Genomic DNA, 15312 nt, shown 5'->3' on the forward strand with positions numbered 1-15312 from the left:
CCTGCCTCAGCGTGCGCTCTGGTCTGCGGACGTGTCAGTCGGGTCTGTCGCACCGATCGCCGGCGCGGCGGCTGCCGTGCCCGCCTCCTCGGCCTCGGCCGCGGCCTCGTGGGCGGTCCCGGACGCCGAGGTGCCCGCCGACCGTCCGGTGCCCGTGTCCGTCCCGGCCGGTGCGGTCAGCCCCACGATGTCCGGCAGGGGCTCCCCGTCGTACTCCTCCACGCGCGGGTCCGGCAGCCAGTCGAGGTCGTCGAAGCCGCGGTCGATGTACCCGCCCTTGTCATAGGAGGGCCCTTCGTATCCCAGCGCCTCCCAGACCTCCTCGTCCTCGTACATCTCCAGGACGGTGGTGCGGCGGATGTAGTCGAAGAAGTCCGTGTGCTGGACCTGCTTGAGCGTGGCGAGGGCGGGGGCGTCGTCGAGCGCCGTGAAATCCCCGCCCGCGGAGGTGTTGAGCGTCTCGACCCCCTGCAACAGGCGGATGCGGAACCAGGTGGCGTCGTCGGCCATCGCGATCAGCTTGTCCGCCATCCGCTCGTACGGGCCGTCCGGCACCGTCTCGTGGGGGAAGGCCACCTTGATGATCCGGACGAGCACCTTCCGCGCGTGCTCGGTGAACTCCATCTGGTTGAGCTGGGGGTACTTGGACGGGAGCGGCCTGAAGTCCGACATCGTCCCTCCTTCGCGTCGTCATCGACAGCGGTCGTCACTGACCGTGTGAGGTCAGGCTAGGGAGGGGAGTGCCGGCGAGGTAAGGGGAGCGTATCGGCCAGTGAGAACGGCGGGGACGCTCAGTCGCGGCCGAGGCGGTAGATGCGTCCGGCCCTGCTCGCGGCCGAACGGACGAGGTGTTCGACGTGCCGTTCCTGCCCGCGGTACGCCGTCACGGGTGCGGAGACGGCCACGGAGCCCAGGAGCGTCCCGGACGCGGAGCTGAAGGAGGCGGCCACGCAGGCCGTCCCGGACTGGAACTCCTCCCGCTCCCAGGCGAGCCCGGCCTCGGCGACGGTCTGCAGCTCCGCTGCCAGTGCGCGCGGATCCGTGAGCGTGTGCGGCGTGAGCGGGCGGAGGGGCAGCGCCTCCAGCGCGTCCTCACGGCCGCCCGCGCAGGCGGCGGCGAGACCGAGCTTACCGAAAGCCGTGGCGTGCGGGTTCTCCCGGAAGCCGAACCGCATGGGCCGCAGCCGGGGCGCCTGCGGTGAGTCGACCACGTGGACGAGGACGAAGTCCGCGCCGCGGTGCAGGGCGAGGTAGGAGGCCATACCGGTCTGGGCGTGGAGGTTGGCGATCTCGCGGCGCACCTGCGGGTCCAGTCCCAGGTCCTCGTGGAGGCGCACGGCCAGCCGGTGGAGCTGATAGCCGAGGGCGAAGCGGCTCTCCTCGCGCAGGTGCACGAGGTACTCGACCTCGCACAGCTCGCGGGTGATCCGGTAGACGGTGGGCAGCGGCAGGCCGGTGGCGGCGGAGATCTCCCGTGCGGTGGAGCTGCCCTCCGCGACGGCGTCGATGACGGCCACGGCCCGCTGGAGGGTGCCCGGTGCGCTCGCCTTCTGCGCATCCGCGGTGGGGGAGGGCCGCTCTGCCGTGTCGTGCATATCGGGATTCTCGCACAGCCCCGCCTTCTCACTGGCCGAGAGGCGGGGAATGACAGGGCGCTCAGGGGTGTGGTGGAGTGGAGGCGTTCAGATCCCGGACGGGGCGGAGAGCTCCGGCCAGGATGCAGAGCGTGTCGTCAGCGTGCTTCTGGGAGGCCCGGTGTCTCCACGATCCGCGCGAATACAGGGAAGGAGCCCCATGTACTTCATCGTCGTCAAGTACCAGGTCAAGCCGGAGTCCGTGGAGAACTGGCCAGAGATCGTCCGCGAGTTCACGGAGGCCACCCGGGCGGAGCCGGGCAACATCTTCTTCGAGTGGTCGAAGAGCCTCGAGGCGGAGGACGAGTACGTCCTCGTCGAGGCCTTCACGGACGAGGGCGCAGAGCCGCACGTCACGAGCGATCACTTCGCCAAGGGCCTCGAAGCGATGCGCCCGCATCTTGTGCACACCCCCAAGATCGTCTCCCGGCAGGTGGACGGCGAGGGCTGGGACGCGATGGGCGAGCTGCAGATCGACTGAGTCCCTTCGCGTCCACCCCGGAAGCACGCTCAGCCACCCACGCATATGTGGGTGGCTGAGCGTGCTTCCGGGGTGCTCCACGTCGCAGCCCGGTGACGCACTCTGCCGCCCACGAAGACGTGGGCGGCAGAGTGCGTTCGCGGTGGGTGACAGGAGCGGCACGTGGCCGAGTGCCGCGGCAGAGATGCCGCCGTCCCACACCCCGCATCACCCCAGCAGCGCCGCGGCCTCCGGATCCTCACGCAGCCGCCGGCGCACCGCGAGCGGTGTGAGCGAGAACCACCGGCGGCAGCTGCGGGTGAGCACGCTCTGCTCCGCGTAGCCCAGCTGCTGGGCGATCACGCCGATGGGCAGCTCCGGACTGCGGAGAAGCTGCAGGGCCGCGTCCTTCCGCACAGCGTCCACCAGCGCCGCGAACGTCGTGTGCGACTCCGCCAGACGGCGCTGCAGGGCGCGGGGATGCAGGCCCAGTGACTGCGCCACGCGTGCGAGCGTGGGCGAACCCTGCGGCAGGAGCCGGGAGATCTGGGTGGAGACGACCGCCGCATAGGAGCCGGTGAGGGTGCTCATCCGCATGTACTCGATGGCGAGCCCCGCTGCGGAGCGGTCTGCGCTGTGCAGGCGGCGTTCGAGCAGCTGGGTGGGGAACACGAGGGAGTCCTCGGCGCAGTCGAGTCCCACCGGGCAGTCGAATGCTGCGCTGTACTGCGCAGCAGGCAGTCTGTGCGCGTGGCTGAAGGTGACCTCCAGCGGCCGGAACCCGCGGCCGGCGATCATCCTGAACTTGCTGAGGATGATGCGCAGCCCCAGCTCGGCGATCTGCGCGCGGTGCGGCAGACCGGGGACGAGGGTGCGGAACACGTAGGCGGTCCTGCCGTCGCCGTGGTCCTGCAGTGCGGTGCCGAGGGCCGGACTGTAGTGGTGGACGAAGTCGATGTTGTTGCGCAGCGCCTCACCCACGGTCGCCGAGTGCCGGATGGCGACCGCGAGCGGCCCGAGCACGTCCGTGCCCTGCTTGGCGGCCAGGCGCAGTCCGAAGTCCGGTGTGTCCAGCTCCGCGGCGCACTCGCCCACCACCCTGCACAGCAGGGAGAAGGGAATGAACCGGCTCTCGCGGTTCACGGTCTCCGGCGCGATCCCGCAGCGGCCCAGCAGGGTGTGAGGATTCCCTCCCAGCTCTGTGATGAGCTCCGGTGCCCAATGCAGCGACGTCGCCCGTACGAGATCGGCAGTCATGGTCTGAATAGTCAATTCTGCGGTGTGTGATGTCAATTCTGCACACCGGGAAACGGCGATCCTCATCGAGGAGCTGCTCACAGGGGAGACGCTCACGGGAGAGAAGAGACCACCATGAAGACGAAGAAGTCGATCACCGCGGTCTCCGCGACGGCCCTCGGAGCACTGGTGCTCAGCGGGTGCGCAGGCGGAGCCGGCGGCGGCCAGGACACAGCGGCGGGCGAGGGCGTGGAGCCGCGTGCGGACTTCAGCGCCTATCAGGAGGCGCTGGCGGACATGCCGGAGACCACGCTCGTGTACCAGGCCTCGGCACAGTCGCCGGAGGGCCCCGACGCACTCCGGTCGGAGGAGTTCAAGAAGAACGTGGAGGAGGCCTCGGGCGGGAGGATCGAGGTCGAGCTGGTGCACGGCCAGGCCATCGCCGCCTACGGTGAGGTGCCGGCGGCGCTGGAGGACGGGCGCATCGACATCGCCTACATGCTCAACATCTACGATCCGGCCAACTTCCCCGTCACCAGCGCGTTCTCCGCGGGCACCACGCTGGCGGGCGGGTCTCCGCGGGCGGCGGAGATGGCGGCCAACGCCGCGTTCCTCGAGGTGGGCTGGGACTCGCCGGCGCTCATGGCGGAGTATGAGGAGCACAGCATGGTGCCGCTCGTACCCGTGCACGCGATGGGCGGCATCCACGCCGTCTGCGCGGAGCCCGTGGACACGCTGGCTGACTGGAAGGGCAAGCAGCTGCTGGTGGGCACCGCCGGCATGGTCCCGCAGGCGGAGTCGCTGGGCGCCACCCCCGTGTCCCTGTCCTACCTCGAGGCGTACGAGGGCCTGCAGCGCGGGACGGTGGACTGCATGGCCACGAGCCCCGTGGGCGCGGCCGCCGGCGGCGTCGTGGAGGTGGCACCCTACCTGCGGCTGGCGGAGGAGGCGAACTTCGCCCGCGGGATCGGCGCCATCGCCGCCGGCCCGTCGTTCGAGACGCTCCCGCTGGCGGCGCAGCAGCTCGTCTTCGACCAGCTGACGGAGGTCTTCAACAACTCGCTGCGCTCCGACCTGGAGTCGAACATCGGGGTGGCGGAGACGGCGCTGGCCAACGGCGGTTCCATCGCACCGATGGACGCGGAGACGGAGGCGAAGATCAAGGAGTCCTCCGCCGCGCTCATCCAGGAGCAGGTGGACAAGGGGCTGGTTCCGGAGGACTTCGCAGACACCATCACGGAGCGCCTGGACTACTGGACCGGCGTGACGGAGGAGATGGGCTACGGCGACGAGGGCGACTTCGAGACGCTCTCCGAATGGCATGACACGGACCCCGAGTTCCTCATGCCGTTCTCCGAGCGCGTCTTCGACGAGGTGATCTCCCAGCACCGGCCGGAGTGAGCCGGCCCGGGATGAAAGACAGAGAACAGAGGAGAACACGCATGTTGCAGTACGCAGTGAAGGGTCCGGGAGAGCGGGCCGAGGCCGTGGAGAAGCCCGCCCCGGAGCTCACCGGGCGGGAGGTGCTGGTCCGGGTGGAGCGCTCCGGCGTGTGCCATTCGGACGTGCACTGCCAGGACGGCTACTTCGACATGGGCAGCGCGGGCCGGCGTGCGCTGAGCTCCGAGTGGCCGGCCGTGTTCGGCCACGAGATCGTGGGTGAGGTCGTCGCGACCGGGCCCGAGGCCTCGGCGGAGATCCTGGGGCGCTCGTTCATCGTGTTCCCCTGGATCGGCTGCGGAGCGTGCGCGCACTGTCTGGAGGGGCGTGAGAACTACTGTCTCAGGGACACCATCATCTCCGGCTCCCTGGACGGCGGCTTCGCCGACCACGTGTACGTCCCGGATGAGAAGTACCTCGTGGACTATGCCGGCATCGAGCCCTCCCGGGCGGCCACCCTCGCCTGCTCCGGCGTGACGGCCTTCTCCGCGGTGGCGAAGGTGCTTCCCGCCGGGCCGGAGGATCCCATCGTGGTGATCGGCGCAGGCGGCCTGGGGCTCAACGCCGTCGCGATCCTCGCAGCCCGCGGGCACGGCAACATCGTGGCGGTCGACCGCAGGGCGGAGAGCCTCGAGTTCGCCCGGAAGGCAGGCGCGCACCGGACCCTGGAGTTCCGCGAGGACCAGCCGGCCACCCAGATCGCGGAGGCGCTGGGCGAGGACCGCGCCCACGGCGTGATCGACTTCGTCAACAGCGGTGAGACGGCCAAGGCCGCGTTCCTCTCCCTGCGCAAGGGCGGGACGATGGTGCCGGTGGGGCTCTTCGGCGGAGAGGTCACGCTGCCCACCGTGGCGCTGCCCTTCGGCTGCCAGACGATCTCCGGCAGCTTCGTGGGCAGCCAGCCGGAGCTCGAGGCCCTTGTGGAGCTGGTGCGTGAGGGCACGCTGCCGGAGGTGCCGCTCAACGAGCAGCCCATGAGCGAGGACACCCTCAACGACGCGCTCGAGGCCCTGCGTGCAGGCACGGCCCGCGGCCGGACCGTGCTCGTCGCCTGAGCGTCCTCGCGTCCACCCCGGAAATGCGCTCTGCCGCCCACATATGCGTGGGTGGCTGAGCACGTTCCCGGGGTGCGTGCGGCACGGAGAACGGCTCCTCACGTGAGGATGAGCCGCCACGTGCCCGCGGCCACCGCCGCGCCCACCGCTGCCGCGCTGAACGCGAACGCGCAGAGCACCAGCCACGCATCCCGTGCGTGGAAGCGGGAGATGCGCGACCACGTGCGTGACTGGGTGCCGAAGCCGCGCCCCTCCATCGCCATCGCCAGCCGTGTGCCGCGGCGGATGGCCTGCACGAGGAGCGCGAATGCGAGCGGGACCAGAGCCACCACGCGCGCCCACGGCGAATCCGCGCCGGAGCCGCGGGTGCGGCGGGCGAGGACGAGGGTCTTCCACTCCTCGACGAACAGCGTCACCAGCCGTGCTGCGGCCAGGGCGGAGAGGACGAATCGCTCCGGCAGGCGGAGGTGCTGGACGAGGGCGTCCGCAAGGTCCGTGGGGTCCGTCGTCGCCGCGACGCAGATGCCCGGCAGTGCGAGCGCGAGCGCACGCATGGAGATCGCCGCGCCGGCGGCCAGGGAGTCCGTGGTGACGAGATACGGTCCCAGGTCCAGGAGCACCGCTCCGGTCTTCTCCGCCATGATCGCCGTCGCCCAGCCTGCGAGCAGTGCGGCGACCGGCAGGAACCACAGCCGGCGCAGCATGGCCCCGGCGTCCAGCCCGCTGAGAGGCAGGGCGATCACCAGCAGCAGTGCCAGCATGACGCCGGCGGAGACGAGGTCGATGCTCAGCAGCACGCCCAGCATGAGGACGAGGACCGCGGCGAGCTTGGCGACGGGGTTCGCGCGGGAGACGGCAGTGTGCCGGCGCAGCGGGATGAGGAGATCCTGTGTGGTCCCGCCTGCGGGTGCCGCGAGGCTCTGTGCCTCAGCCACGGGCGTCCTCCTGTTCCTGTGCGGCACCCGCCCTGGCGACGGTCCCACCTGCAGCACTCGCAACGGCCCCGGCACCAGCCGCATCTGCGGCAGGCCCGAACTCCAGCCGGTCCGCACCCAGGACACGGACGAAGGGCTCGTCGTGGGTGACGGCGACGACCGCGCGCCCCTCGTCCAGCTGCTCCGCGAACATCGCCGCGAGCTCCTTCCACGTCACTGCGTCCTGACCGAACGTGGGTTCGTCCACCACCAGCACCCGCGGTGCGGCACTCAGCATGCACGCCACGGACAGCCGCCGCTTCTCACCGCCGGAGAGCGTCTGCGGGTGCGCCTGCGCCAGGGAGGTGAGCCGCAGCCGCTCGAGCATCGCGTCGACCCGTGCGGTGGTCTGCGCCTGCGACAGTCCCGCACGGCGGGGTCCCCACGCGAGCTCGTCCGCGACGGTGTGGCGCAGGAACTGGTGCTCGGCCTCCTGGAAGACCATGCCCACGCGGGACACGAGCGCGCGCGACCTCCAGCGCGAGGGCTGCGCGGAACGGGGGCGGTGCGGGCCCGCCAGCAGGGACTCGGAGGCGCGGACCGCTCCCGAGGCCTCGGGCACCAGGCCTGCCAGCGTGAGCGCTGCCGTGGACTTGCCTGCACCGTTGGGCCCGGTGAGTGCGAGTGCGCGCCCGGGGTGCACCTCGGCGGAGATGACCGCAGCGGGGTGTGCGCCGGGGCGGGCGACGGCGACCTGCTCAGCGGTGAGCACTGCCTCGCCGGCGGGCCGGGGCACGTAGGCCGGGTCAGGGACGACACCCGGCAGCCAGAGCCCCGCCGCTTCCAGGGAGGACCGCAAGCGTGCGTCCTGCAGCACGGCCTCGGGCGTGCCGTCGGCGACGAGGCCGTGGGGACCCATCACGAGGACGCGGTCCACGTGATCGGCCCAGATCTCCAGGCGGTGCTCCACCACCACGAGGGTCGCCTCGGAACGCTCCTGGGCGGCGAGCACGGCATCGCGCACGGAGGGCACGGCGGCGGGGTCCAGGTTGGCGGTGGGCTCGTCGAGCACGATGACGCCGGGATCCATCGCCAGCACCCCGGCGATCGCGAGCCGCTGCTTCTGCCCGCCGGAGAGTGCGCGGGTGGGATGGTCGAGGCCCACCGGCAGCCCCACCGTCTCCAGCGCCTCCCGCGCGCGGGCCGGTATCCGTTCCGCGGGGACGCCCAGGTTCTCCATGCCGAAGGCCACGTCGTCGCCCACCCGGGCGAGGATCACCTGCGAGTCCGGGTCCTGGAGCACCAGCCCCGTCACCCCGCGCGCGGCCGCAGGAGGGGCATCGCCCACCAGCAGCGTGCCCTCCGCATCGCCGGACTCCTCCGGGAGCACGCCGGCGATGGCGTGGAGGAGGGTGGACTTGCCCGCGCCCGAGGCCCCCACGAGGAGCACGCGCTCGCCCGCCTCGATGCGCAGGTCCAGGCCGGAGAACGCTGGCTGCGAACGGCCCGCATGGGTCCAGCCGAAGCCGTGCGCGGTGATGGGCAGGGGGCTCACGCCGCTGCATCCCTGGTGGGTCGTGCGTCCCTGCCGGAGGCGAAGGAGGAGAGCGCACCGGTGGGCAGGATCGCCCGGTAGATGAGCCAGGAGAGACCGCCGGCGAGCACTACGGCGCTCACCCAGCCGAGAACGGCGTAGACGAGCTTCTGGTCGAAGGACCAGGCGGCGTAGAGAAGGACGGTGTCGCCCACAGACATCGCCACGCCGGCACCCAGCCCTGCCAGCAGTGTGGTGGTCAGGGTGTGGCCGGAAGTCGCGGGGAGTCCGCGGCGTGCCTGCCTGCGGCGCAGCCACCAGAACACGAGCTCCGCGCCCAGGCCCTGGAGCGCGCCGGTGACGAGGATGATGAGGCCGAACCGGGAGCCCAGCGCGGCCTCGGTGGCGGCCGCGATCATCTCACAGAAGAGCGCGGCACCGGGCTTGCGGATGAGGAGTCCGCCCAGGGGAGCGGCGAGGACCCACATGCCGGCGACGAGGCCGAACAGCGGCGGGTAGACGGCGAACCACGTGTCGAAGATCGGTGAGAGCACGGACCAGCCCAGGAACACCACGCCCACGGCCACGCCCAGGATCGCGCAGACGACGATGTCGACGACCCGCCAGCGGGTGCCTGTGCGTCCGGGAGTGGTCCCGAGCGTGTGTGTGCTCCCCGGCACGGGCGAATGTCCTGCGCCGGGAGCGCGGCCGGAGGTGCCGGCGGCGGCGGGGCCGTCAGCGGAGGGGCTGGGGTTCATGTCGTGCGGCACGTGGTCCTTCTTCTCTGCGTGCGGTGGGCTCTGTGGGCGGGGCGGGCCGGCGCTCGCCGGTACAAGTGTGGAGCAGGCGGCACGGTTCTCGGAAGCCGGGGTGCGGGGAAGTGCCCGCCGCACCCCGGTCCGGGGTGGTGACCGGAGTGCGCACGTGCGCCTCTGGAAGCACGTGCCCGCCGCACCCCGGCCACAGGTCGTACGCTCCGCCTAGATCCTGCGCGCCGTCCGGCCGGAGGCCAGCGAGGACAGCGCACCGGTGCGTGCGAGCGCCCGCATGAGCAGCCAGGAGCCCAGTCCCGCGATGAGTACGGAGCTGGCGATGCCGAGCACGGCGTACACGCCCTGGAACACCGGGGACCAGGCGGCGTAGTACATGACGATCTCGCCCACTGTGAGGCCCACCCCGGCGAGCAGTCCGGAGAGCAGCGCCGTGCCGAGGCCGAACCTGCGATAGCGCAGCAGTGCGAAGGCGAGTTCCGCGCCGAGTCCCTGGATCGCGCCGGAGATCAGCACCGTGGCGCCGAAGTGCGAGCCCAGGACGGCCTCGGTGACGGCGGCGAGGAGCTCGCAGAAGAGCGCAGCGCCGGGCTTGCGGACGATGAGCGCGGCGAGCGGTCCGGCGAGCACCCACACCCCGCCGAACAGCCCCATGAGCGGCGGGAAGGCATTCGTCCAGAGTTCGAAGACGGACCATGCCGCCGCCCAGGCCCAGAAGATGAGTCCCACGGCGAAGCCGAGGACGGCGGTGACGACGATGTCGACCACGCGCCAGCGGGTGGATGCAGATTCCTGCATGGTTTTCTGCATGGTGCTCCTCCTGAAAGATGACAGGAGGGGATGAAGAGTCTCGACTTCCTTCGGCGGTACGAGCCGCATCAGGTTCGAGGGTCTGCGATGTTCGCACTCTCAGCGCCCCTGTGCGGCGCTCCCCTGTCGTGTGCCTCCGATGGTAGCCGGTTCGCGGGAAGGTGCAAGGACGCGCACCCCGGAGGGGCCGGGCACGGGGTCACGGGTGCGGCCGGTATCCGCCTGTTGGCGCGGAAGGGCCCGACCAAAGGGCCCGGCCCAGGGCCCGGCTCACGGTCCGGCCCAAGGCCCAGACCAAGGCCTCGCCCAAGGCCCAGCCCAAGGCCCAGCCCAAGGCCCGGCCCACGGGCCGGTCGGTCCTGTCAGTCCTGCTGGTTCCAGTCCTCCAGCGGCCAGACCTCGACGACGCCGTGCGCGACAGAGCACGGGGACTCGGCAAGGAGTGCGGCGGCTTCCTCGAGGCTGTCCGCCTCGAGGAGTGAGAACCCGGCGACCGGAAGCGCGGAACGCAGGTAGGCACCCGGCTCCTGCCGGAGCTCCTTCAGCTCCGTGTTCCTCACCTGTATGGGTTCTCCGGCCCGGCTCATGCGCACCCCGCGTTCGCGCAGCCGCTCGTCATGGGCATGGGCGTGCCTGCGCACCTGGATCGGTGTGCTCTCATACCCTGCTTCATCCCCGTAGCCGATCGCGAGGAACATGGACATGGCCTGTCTCCTTCTCTCTGCGCGGCGGGGCGACTGCATCGGCGCCCCGCCGCTGTTCATGGGCGGCGGTCAGTTCTGCGAGGACCCCGTCCGCCGGGGGTGGCTGGTTCTCGAGGTGGATGCTGCGGAGTTCTTCCATGAACCGGTCCCACAGCGGAGGCCCGCCGGCGGCGAGGAGTTCGGCGCGGACGGCCAGCTCCGGTGTCGTGGGCATCCATCGTGCTCCCCACGCTCCCAGCTGTGCGAAGAGGGGGATGAGCTGGATCGCCGGCTCTGTGAGCCGGTAGTCGATCTTCTGCCGGTGGTGCGGATCCGCGTGTGTGCTGAGCAGGCCCGCCGCCGTCAGCTTCTTCAGCCGTGCGGCGAGGATGTTCGAGGCGATCCCCTCCAGGGAGTTGTCCAGCAGTTCTCTGAAATGCCGGTGCCCGCCGAAGACGATGTCCCGCAGCACCACGAAGCTCCACCGGTCGCCCAGCAGTTCGACGGTCATGTTGATGGGACATCCGGATTTCCCCGCGGGCACGGTGAGCGTCTCTGTGCGGTCCGGGGGAACTGCGGAAACTGATTGTGACATGCATGCAGTCTATGTTAGCGTCATTCCAGTTGCAGAATGCAACTGGAATGAGCGGAGGGGTCGAGATGGCGCAACTGGTCTATTCGATGATCGTCTCGCTGGACGGATTCGTCGCGGACGGGAGTGGAGGGTTCGAATGGGCCGTTCCGGATGAAGAGGTGCTGGACGCGGTCAACGGCGACATCGCAGAGGTGGGCACCTTCCTCACGGGTCGGCGCATGTACGAGATGATGGCCGTGTGGGAGACCGATCCGGCCGTGGCGGACCAGTCGCCGCAGTCGCAGGTCTTCGCTCAGTTGTGGCGGGAGAGGGACAAGGTGGTCTATTCCCGCACGCTCGAGGCTGTGCCCACCAGCCGCACGCGTGTGGAGCGGCAGTTCTCTCCCGCCGAGGTGCGCCGGCTCAAGGAGCACGCGTCGGCCGATCTCACGGTGGACGGTCCCACCCTGGCGGCGGAGGCGCTGCGCCACGGTCTGGTCGACAGGATCGTGCCGCTGGTGTGCCCCGTGGTGGTCGGCTCCGGCCTGCGGTTCCTGCCCGATCTCAGGATCGGGCTGCGCCTGGAGAGCGAGCGCCGTTTCGGCAATGGAATGGTCAGGCTCTCCTATGCGGTGGACTCCTCGGGGTGAGGGCTGTATCAGGGGAGGAGGCCGAGGTGCGCCAGGGCCGCCCGGACGATGTGCTCCTGGCCGTGCACCATCTCGGCCACGACATCGGCGCGGACGGCCTCGGCGGGAGTGAGCCAGTCGAGTGCGAGCGCATCGCGCCGCGGTTCGCATTCGCCGATCACCGGCAGGATGTAGCACAGGGCGATCGCGTGCTGGCGGGGATCGACGTAGCGCGAGGTGCCCTCCGTGGGGAAGTACTCCGCGATGTGGAACGGGGTGAGCGCCATCGGGAGCGTCGGCAGGGCGAGGGTGCCCAGGTCCTTCTCCGCGTGACGCAGCAGGGCAGAGCGGATGGACTCGTGGTAGCGCACGCGTCCGCCCACGATCTCGCGGCCGAGCACCCCGTCCGGCAGGGTCCGCAGCAGCAGGCCCACCTTCTCGACGGAGCCGTCGTCACCCAGTTTCACGGGGACGCCGTGCACGTAGGGCAGCGGCATACGCCTGCGGATGTGGGCGATCTCGTCCGGCTCGAGCCAGTTCTCGTCGAAGTCGAGGGCGGTGCGCGTCATGTGCTCAATCGTGCCACAGCCGAGGCCGCGGCCAGTGACGTGGGCAACAGTGGTCCGGGGTGTTCGGGATCGCCGGAAAGCCTGCGGTCCGGAGCGAGCGACCCGCTCGGCCTGGCCGGTCCGGTGCCGGCCAGGCCTGTGTCAGGCTGCCGGCTTCGCCCGAGTGAGACGCACGATGCCGACGATCACGAGGACCACCCCGAGTGCGGAGACGACGAGGCCTCCGGCGGTCCACCAGGCCAGCGGCCCCAGGAGGGACCCCATCTCGAACGGGGGAGCGGCGATCACCCGTGGCTCGGTGTCACAGGTGAGAGTGTGTGCGCCGTCAGTCTGTGCCGTGACGCGGGCGAATGATTCGTATCGCGTGCCGCTGGAGCGGGTGTTGAGGGTGCTGGCGGGTTCGAAGGTGACCGCGGCCGCGGTCCCGTCTGCGGCCTCTGCCGAGCACTGCGCGTGATCGGCAGAGGCGAGTTCGGCCACGGGTGCCAGGAGCAGCACGGACTCCTCCGCCTCGAGCCGGACGGTGCCGCTCGGAGCCAGCTCGACCGTCCTGTCGGCGTAGCCCAGAGCACCGGGCACCATCGCGAAGCTGCCGATCACGGCGCCGAGGAACGGTCCGCCGACGGTGAGCAGGGCCCCGATGATGAGCATGGCGAGCGGCGCGGACCGGGAGCCTCTGCCGGAGGCATGCCCGGCAGCGAGTGCGGGGGTGGGTGTCATGATGCGCTTCCTTCCTCAGTGCTGTTCGACGGTGAACGGAGGGGGAGTGAGGGGGTCCCGGCGGCGCGGCGGTGGACCCAGATCGCGGCCTGGATCCTGTCGCGGACGCCCAGCTTGGCGATGATGCGTGAGACGTGGGTCTTCACCGTGCCCACCTCCACGAACAGCGCCTCGGCGATCTCTGCGTTGCTGAGCCCTTCTGCGACCGCCGCCAGCACCTCCTGCTCGCGGGCGGTGAGCTGCGGCGGAGGCGCAGCGTCGAGATCCGTCCCGCCCGCCTCGGAGGGAGGGGCTCCGCCCGGGGCAGGGGGGGCCTCGGGAGCGGTGGGTCTGCGCCGCACGAACTCGCGGATCACGCGGCCGGTGACGGCGGGGGAGACCAGGGCGTCACCGCGGGCCGCGGCGTGGACGGCGGTGACGAGCTGCTGCGGGTCGGTGTCCTTGAGGAGGAACCCCACGGCACCGTTCTCCAGCGCGCCGAACACGTACTCGTCCAGGTCGAAGGTGGTGATGACGACCACGGGCAGCGGAGAGTCCACGCCCGGTCCGGCGAGTTCCGCCGTGGCGGTGAGCCCGTCTCCGCCGGGCATGCGCACGTCCATGAGGACCACATCCGGGCGCGAGGCGCGGGCCAGCCTCACGGCTTCCTCACCGTCCGCGGCCTCGGCCACGACCTCGATGTCCCCGGCGGTGGCGAGGAACATCCGCAGGGAGCGGCGGACCGTGGGCTGGTCGTCGGCGATGAGCACGCGGATCATGAGTCCTCCTGGGCGGTGAGCAGGGTGGGGGAAGCGGTAGGTGTTGCGGGACTGTGGGCCGAGTCGGGCGGGACCGAGGCGGGGCGTCCGGTTTCGGCCCCGTCTGCGGCTTCGGCGGGAACCGGCAGCAGCAGCGTCGCTGTCCAGTGCCCCTGCCCGTCCGGGCCCGCATGGAAGCTCCCGTCGAGGAGTGCGGCCCGTTCCACCGCTCCCACCAGTCCGTATCCCGTGCCGGTCGTGCCGGTGGCGTGGGCGGTCGGTCCCAGCGGATTGCTGACGGTCAGGCGCAGTGTGAGTCTGCTGTCGGAGCCCGTGCCCGAGGCCTCGGGCACGGTCCGCCCCGGTGCTTCTTCCCGGTCCACCGGTGCTGCGTCCCGGCCCCGGGCCCGGTCCCCCTCACCAGCGGAAGGCGGGAGCGTCTCGAGCACGACGGTGAGGGGCTGGCCCGGTGCATGCGCGTGGGCATTGAGCAGGGTCTCCTTCAGCACGCTCAGCACGGCCTGTGCGGCCGCCGGCGGGACGGGCGCGGCCAGGTGGAGGCGGGTGTCCACGTGCAGGCCGCGTTCGGCCGTGAGCGTCTCGATCAGCCGCTGCGCGGTCTCCTCCAGCGGTGCGTGCTCCGGCGCCTCACTGTCGTCCTCACGGAGGGTGCGGACCACTGTGCGCATGTCGTTCAGGGCCCGTGCGGTCTTCTCCTCGACCTCAGAGAGAACGGGGTCGTCGCTGGTGATCCGCAGCGCGCGCACGGAGAGCAGCACGTCCATGAGCTCGTGGGCGGCGAGGTCGTGGAGTTCGCGGGCCATGCGATTGCGCTCGCGTGCCACTGCCTCGGCGTTGCGCGCGTGTGCGCGGTCCTCGACCAGACGGGTCCGCTCCTCGAGGAGGCGGGCGCGTTCCGCGGCATCCCGGGCGCGCTGTCGCTGCAGCCGGAATCCGGTGCCGAGGGCGAAGCAGGTGAGGAAGAAGAAGCCCGGATCCAGGGCGGACAGGCCGATGGCAGGAAGCAGAGCGCCCGGCGGGTATTCGGCGAGCCTGCCGTCGGCCACGGCTGTGCCGATCCGCAGCGCGGCGCTGACCAGCCAGCCGGTGCCCACGAGCGCGAGGCCCGCACGCTGCGGTGCATGGGCGGCGACGGCATAGACGCTGAACCACAGGGGCAGCGTCATCCCGGCATTGCCCGTGTGGCCAGCGAGCAGTGAGCTCAGCGCGAAGACGAGGAGGACGGCGGTGCACACGCGCAGAGGATGAGTGCGGTGCCACCACAGGAAGCCGGCGGCGAGCGAGTTGGCCGCGACGAAGACGAGGTAGGTCCACAGCGCGGGTTCACCGGTGAATCCACCGCCCGCGGCGGTCGCCGTGATCGCCCAGACGAAGAGTGCGCCGGTGACCAGGCTCAGCCCGCCCACCACGAGGACGACGGTGCGGGTCTGCCGGGGGTCGTCAGCCAGTTCGGATTCCATGCTCCTCATCATGGAGGGCAGCAGGCGGTGAGCGCGTCTGCCTGTGGACGGATCTTGCGGTGGGGA

Annotated in this window: 17 protein-coding genes and 1 riboswitch; of the genes, 4 read left to right on the plus strand and 13 right to left on the minus strand. The window is 70.9% G+C overall.

The genetic code is table 11. The annotated features are described in order from the left end of the window. Positions 1-6: 6 nt before the first annotated feature. Both ABD240_RS10795 and ABD240_RS10800 read right to left on the minus strand, forming a co-directional pair. Positions 7-672, minus strand: coding sequence for a hypothetical protein (locus ABD240_RS10795; RefSeq protein WP_291795856.1), 666 nt, complete (start codon positions 670-672; stop codon positions 7-9). 119 nt (positions 673-791) lie between these two features. Beyond that, complete coding sequence (locus ABD240_RS10800) at positions 792-1595, minus strand: IclR family transcriptional regulator (RefSeq protein ID WP_291795852.1); 804 nt, start codon at positions 1593-1595, stop codon at positions 792-794. 199 nt (positions 1596-1794) lie between these two features. Here ABD240_RS10800 and ABD240_RS10805 point away from each other — a divergent pair, with 199 nt between their 5' ends. Further along, positions 1795-2115: a putative quinol monooxygenase gene (locus ABD240_RS10805; RefSeq protein WP_291795849.1), complete on the plus strand. Its 321-nt coding sequence runs from the start codon at positions 1795-1797 to the stop codon at positions 2113-2115. Positions 2116-2322: 207 nt separating this feature from the next. On the opposite strand, the gene ABD240_RS10810 is transcribed toward ABD240_RS10805, so the two are convergent. After that, positions 2323-3351: an AraC family transcriptional regulator gene (locus tag ABD240_RS10810; protein ID WP_291795847.1), complete on the minus strand. Its 1029-nt coding sequence runs from the start codon at positions 3349-3351 to the stop codon at positions 2323-2325. Between the two features lie 114 nt (positions 3352-3465). Here ABD240_RS10810 and ABD240_RS10815 point away from each other — a divergent pair, with 114 nt between their 5' ends. Both ABD240_RS10815 and ABD240_RS10820 read left to right on the plus strand, forming a co-directional pair. Beyond that, on the plus strand, positions 3466-4731 hold the full coding sequence (locus tag ABD240_RS10815) for a type 2 periplasmic-binding domain-containing protein (RefSeq protein ID WP_344337170.1): 1266 nt from the start codon (positions 3466-3468) through the stop codon (positions 4729-4731). Between the two features lie 41 nt (positions 4732-4772). Beyond that, positions 4773-5825, plus strand: a complete 1053-nt coding sequence (locus ABD240_RS10820) for an alcohol dehydrogenase (RefSeq protein WP_344337172.1) — start codon at positions 4773-4775, stop codon at positions 5823-5825. A 98-nt stretch (positions 5826-5923) separates the two neighbouring features. On the opposite strand, the gene ABD240_RS10825 is transcribed toward ABD240_RS10820, so the two are convergent. From ABD240_RS10825 to ABD240_RS10850, 6 genes are all read right to left on the minus strand, one after another. After that, the gene (locus tag ABD240_RS10825) at positions 5924-6760 is read right to left on the minus strand and encodes an energy-coupling factor transporter transmembrane component T family protein (RefSeq protein WP_344337174.1); all 837 of its coding nucleotides are present in this window, start codon (positions 6758-6760) and stop codon (positions 5924-5926) included. Further along, the gene (locus ABD240_RS10830; protein WP_344337176.1) at positions 6753-8294 is read right to left on the minus strand and encodes an ABC transporter ATP-binding protein; all 1542 of its coding nucleotides are present in this window, start codon (positions 8292-8294) and stop codon (positions 6753-6755) included. Before ABD240_RS10830 ends, ABD240_RS10825 begins: the two co-directional genes overlap by 8 nt. Then, a complete protein-coding gene (locus ABD240_RS10835; RefSeq protein WP_344337178.1) occupies positions 8291-9043 on the minus strand; it encodes an ECF transporter S component in 753 nt (250 codons plus the stop codon). The genes ABD240_RS10830 and ABD240_RS10835 overlap by 4 nt, the downstream gene beginning before the upstream one ends. A 210-nt stretch (positions 9044-9253) precedes the next feature. After that, a complete protein-coding gene (locus ABD240_RS10840; RefSeq protein ID WP_291791346.1) occupies positions 9254-9853 on the minus strand; it encodes an ECF transporter S component in 600 nt (199 codons plus the stop codon). 28 nt (positions 9854-9881) lie between these two features. Further along, a riboswitch (TPP riboswitch) is annotated at positions 9882-9988 on the minus strand. A 227-nt stretch (positions 9989-10215) separates the two neighbouring features. Next, positions 10216-10557: a hypothetical protein gene (locus ABD240_RS10845; protein ID WP_344337182.1), complete on the minus strand. Its 342-nt coding sequence runs from the start codon at positions 10555-10557 to the stop codon at positions 10216-10218. After that, on the minus strand, positions 10523-11131 hold the full coding sequence (locus tag ABD240_RS10850) for a winged helix-turn-helix transcriptional regulator (RefSeq protein WP_344337184.1): 609 nt from the start codon (positions 11129-11131) through the stop codon (positions 10523-10525). Before ABD240_RS10850 ends, ABD240_RS10845 begins: the two co-directional genes overlap by 35 nt. A 65-nt stretch (positions 11132-11196) precedes the next feature. Between ABD240_RS10850 and ABD240_RS10855 the strand changes: the two genes are divergently transcribed. After that, the gene (locus ABD240_RS10855) at positions 11197-11760 is read left to right on the plus strand and encodes a dihydrofolate reductase family protein (protein WP_344337186.1); all 564 of its coding nucleotides are present in this window, start codon (positions 11197-11199) and stop codon (positions 11758-11760) included. 8 nt (positions 11761-11768) lie between these two features. Here the strand turns inward: ABD240_RS10855 and ABD240_RS10860 are convergent, their stop codons facing one another. The 4 genes from ABD240_RS10860 to ABD240_RS10875 all read right to left on the minus strand — a co-directional run bounded on the left by ABD240_RS10860 (position 11769) and on the right by ABD240_RS10875 (position 15246). Continuing rightward, the gene (locus tag ABD240_RS10860) at positions 11769-12308 is read right to left on the minus strand and encodes a DUF4916 domain-containing protein (protein ID WP_291791336.1); all 540 of its coding nucleotides are present in this window, start codon (positions 12306-12308) and stop codon (positions 11769-11771) included. A 141-nt stretch (positions 12309-12449) separates the two neighbouring features. Then, the gene (locus ABD240_RS10865; RefSeq protein ID WP_291791333.1) at positions 12450-13028 is read right to left on the minus strand and encodes a hypothetical protein; all 579 of its coding nucleotides are present in this window, start codon (positions 13026-13028) and stop codon (positions 12450-12452) included. Further along, a complete protein-coding gene (locus ABD240_RS10870; protein WP_344337189.1) occupies positions 13025-13786 on the minus strand; it encodes a response regulator in 762 nt (253 codons plus the stop codon). Before ABD240_RS10870 ends, ABD240_RS10865 begins: the two co-directional genes overlap by 4 nt. Then, entirely contained in the window at positions 13783-15246 is a 1464-nt protein-coding gene (locus ABD240_RS10875) for a sensor histidine kinase (protein WP_291798421.1), read from the minus strand. The genes ABD240_RS10870 and ABD240_RS10875 overlap by 4 nt, the downstream gene beginning before the upstream one ends. Between the last annotated feature and the right edge of the window lie 66 nt (positions 15247-15312).

This window comes from Brevibacterium salitolerans (assembly GCF_039531405.1).
GTDB classification, from domain to species: Bacteria; Actinomycetota; Actinomycetes; order Actinomycetales; family Brevibacteriaceae; genus Brevibacterium; species Brevibacterium salitolerans.

Coding starts and splice junctions, on each gene's coding strand:
- ABD240_RS10805 (WP_291795849.1), top strand. CDS start 1,795: ATGTACTTCATCGTCGTCAAGTACCAGGTCAAGCCGGAGTCCGTGGAG.
- ABD240_RS10820 (WP_344337172.1), top strand. CDS start 4,773: ATGTTGCAGTACGCAGTGAAGGGTCCGGGAGAGCGGGCCGAGGCCGTG.
- ABD240_RS10875 (WP_291798421.1), bottom strand. CDS start 15,246: ATGGAATCCGAACTGGCTGACGACCCCCGGCAGACCCGCACCGTCGTC.
- ABD240_RS10855 (WP_344337186.1), top strand. CDS start 11,197: ATGGCGCAACTGGTCTATTCGATGATCGTCTCGCTGGACGGATTCGTC.
- ABD240_RS10800 (WP_291795852.1), bottom strand. CDS start 1,595: ATGCACGACACGGCAGAGCGGCCCTCCCCCACCGCGGATGCGCAGAAG.
- ABD240_RS10845 (WP_344337182.1), bottom strand. CDS start 10,557: ATGTCCATGTTCCTCGCGATCGGCTACGGGGATGAAGCAGGGTATGAG.
- ABD240_RS10850 (WP_344337184.1), bottom strand. CDS start 11,131: ATGTCACAATCAGTTTCCGCAGTTCCCCCGGACCGCACAGAGACGCTC.
- ABD240_RS10860 (WP_291791336.1), bottom strand. CDS start 12,308: ATGACGCGCACCGCCCTCGACTTCGACGAGAACTGGCTCGAGCCGGAC.
- ABD240_RS10865 (WP_291791333.1), bottom strand. CDS start 13,028: ATGACACCCACCCCCGCACTCGCTGCCGGGCATGCCTCCGGCAGAGGC.
- ABD240_RS10870 (WP_344337189.1), bottom strand. CDS start 13,786: ATGATCCGCGTGCTCATCGCCGACGACCAGCCCACGGTCCGCCGCTCC.
- ABD240_RS10795 (WP_291795856.1), bottom strand. CDS start 672: ATGTCGGACTTCAGGCCGCTCCCGTCCAAGTACCCCCAGCTCAACCAG.
- ABD240_RS10810 (WP_291795847.1), bottom strand. CDS start 3,351: ATGACTGCCGATCTCGTACGGGCGACGTCGCTGCATTGGGCACCGGAG.
- ABD240_RS10840 (WP_291791346.1), bottom strand. CDS start 9,853: ATGCAGAAAACCATGCAGGAATCTGCATCCACCCGCTGGCGCGTGGTC.
- ABD240_RS10815 (WP_344337170.1), top strand. CDS start 3,466: ATGAAGACGAAGAAGTCGATCACCGCGGTCTCCGCGACGGCCCTCGGA.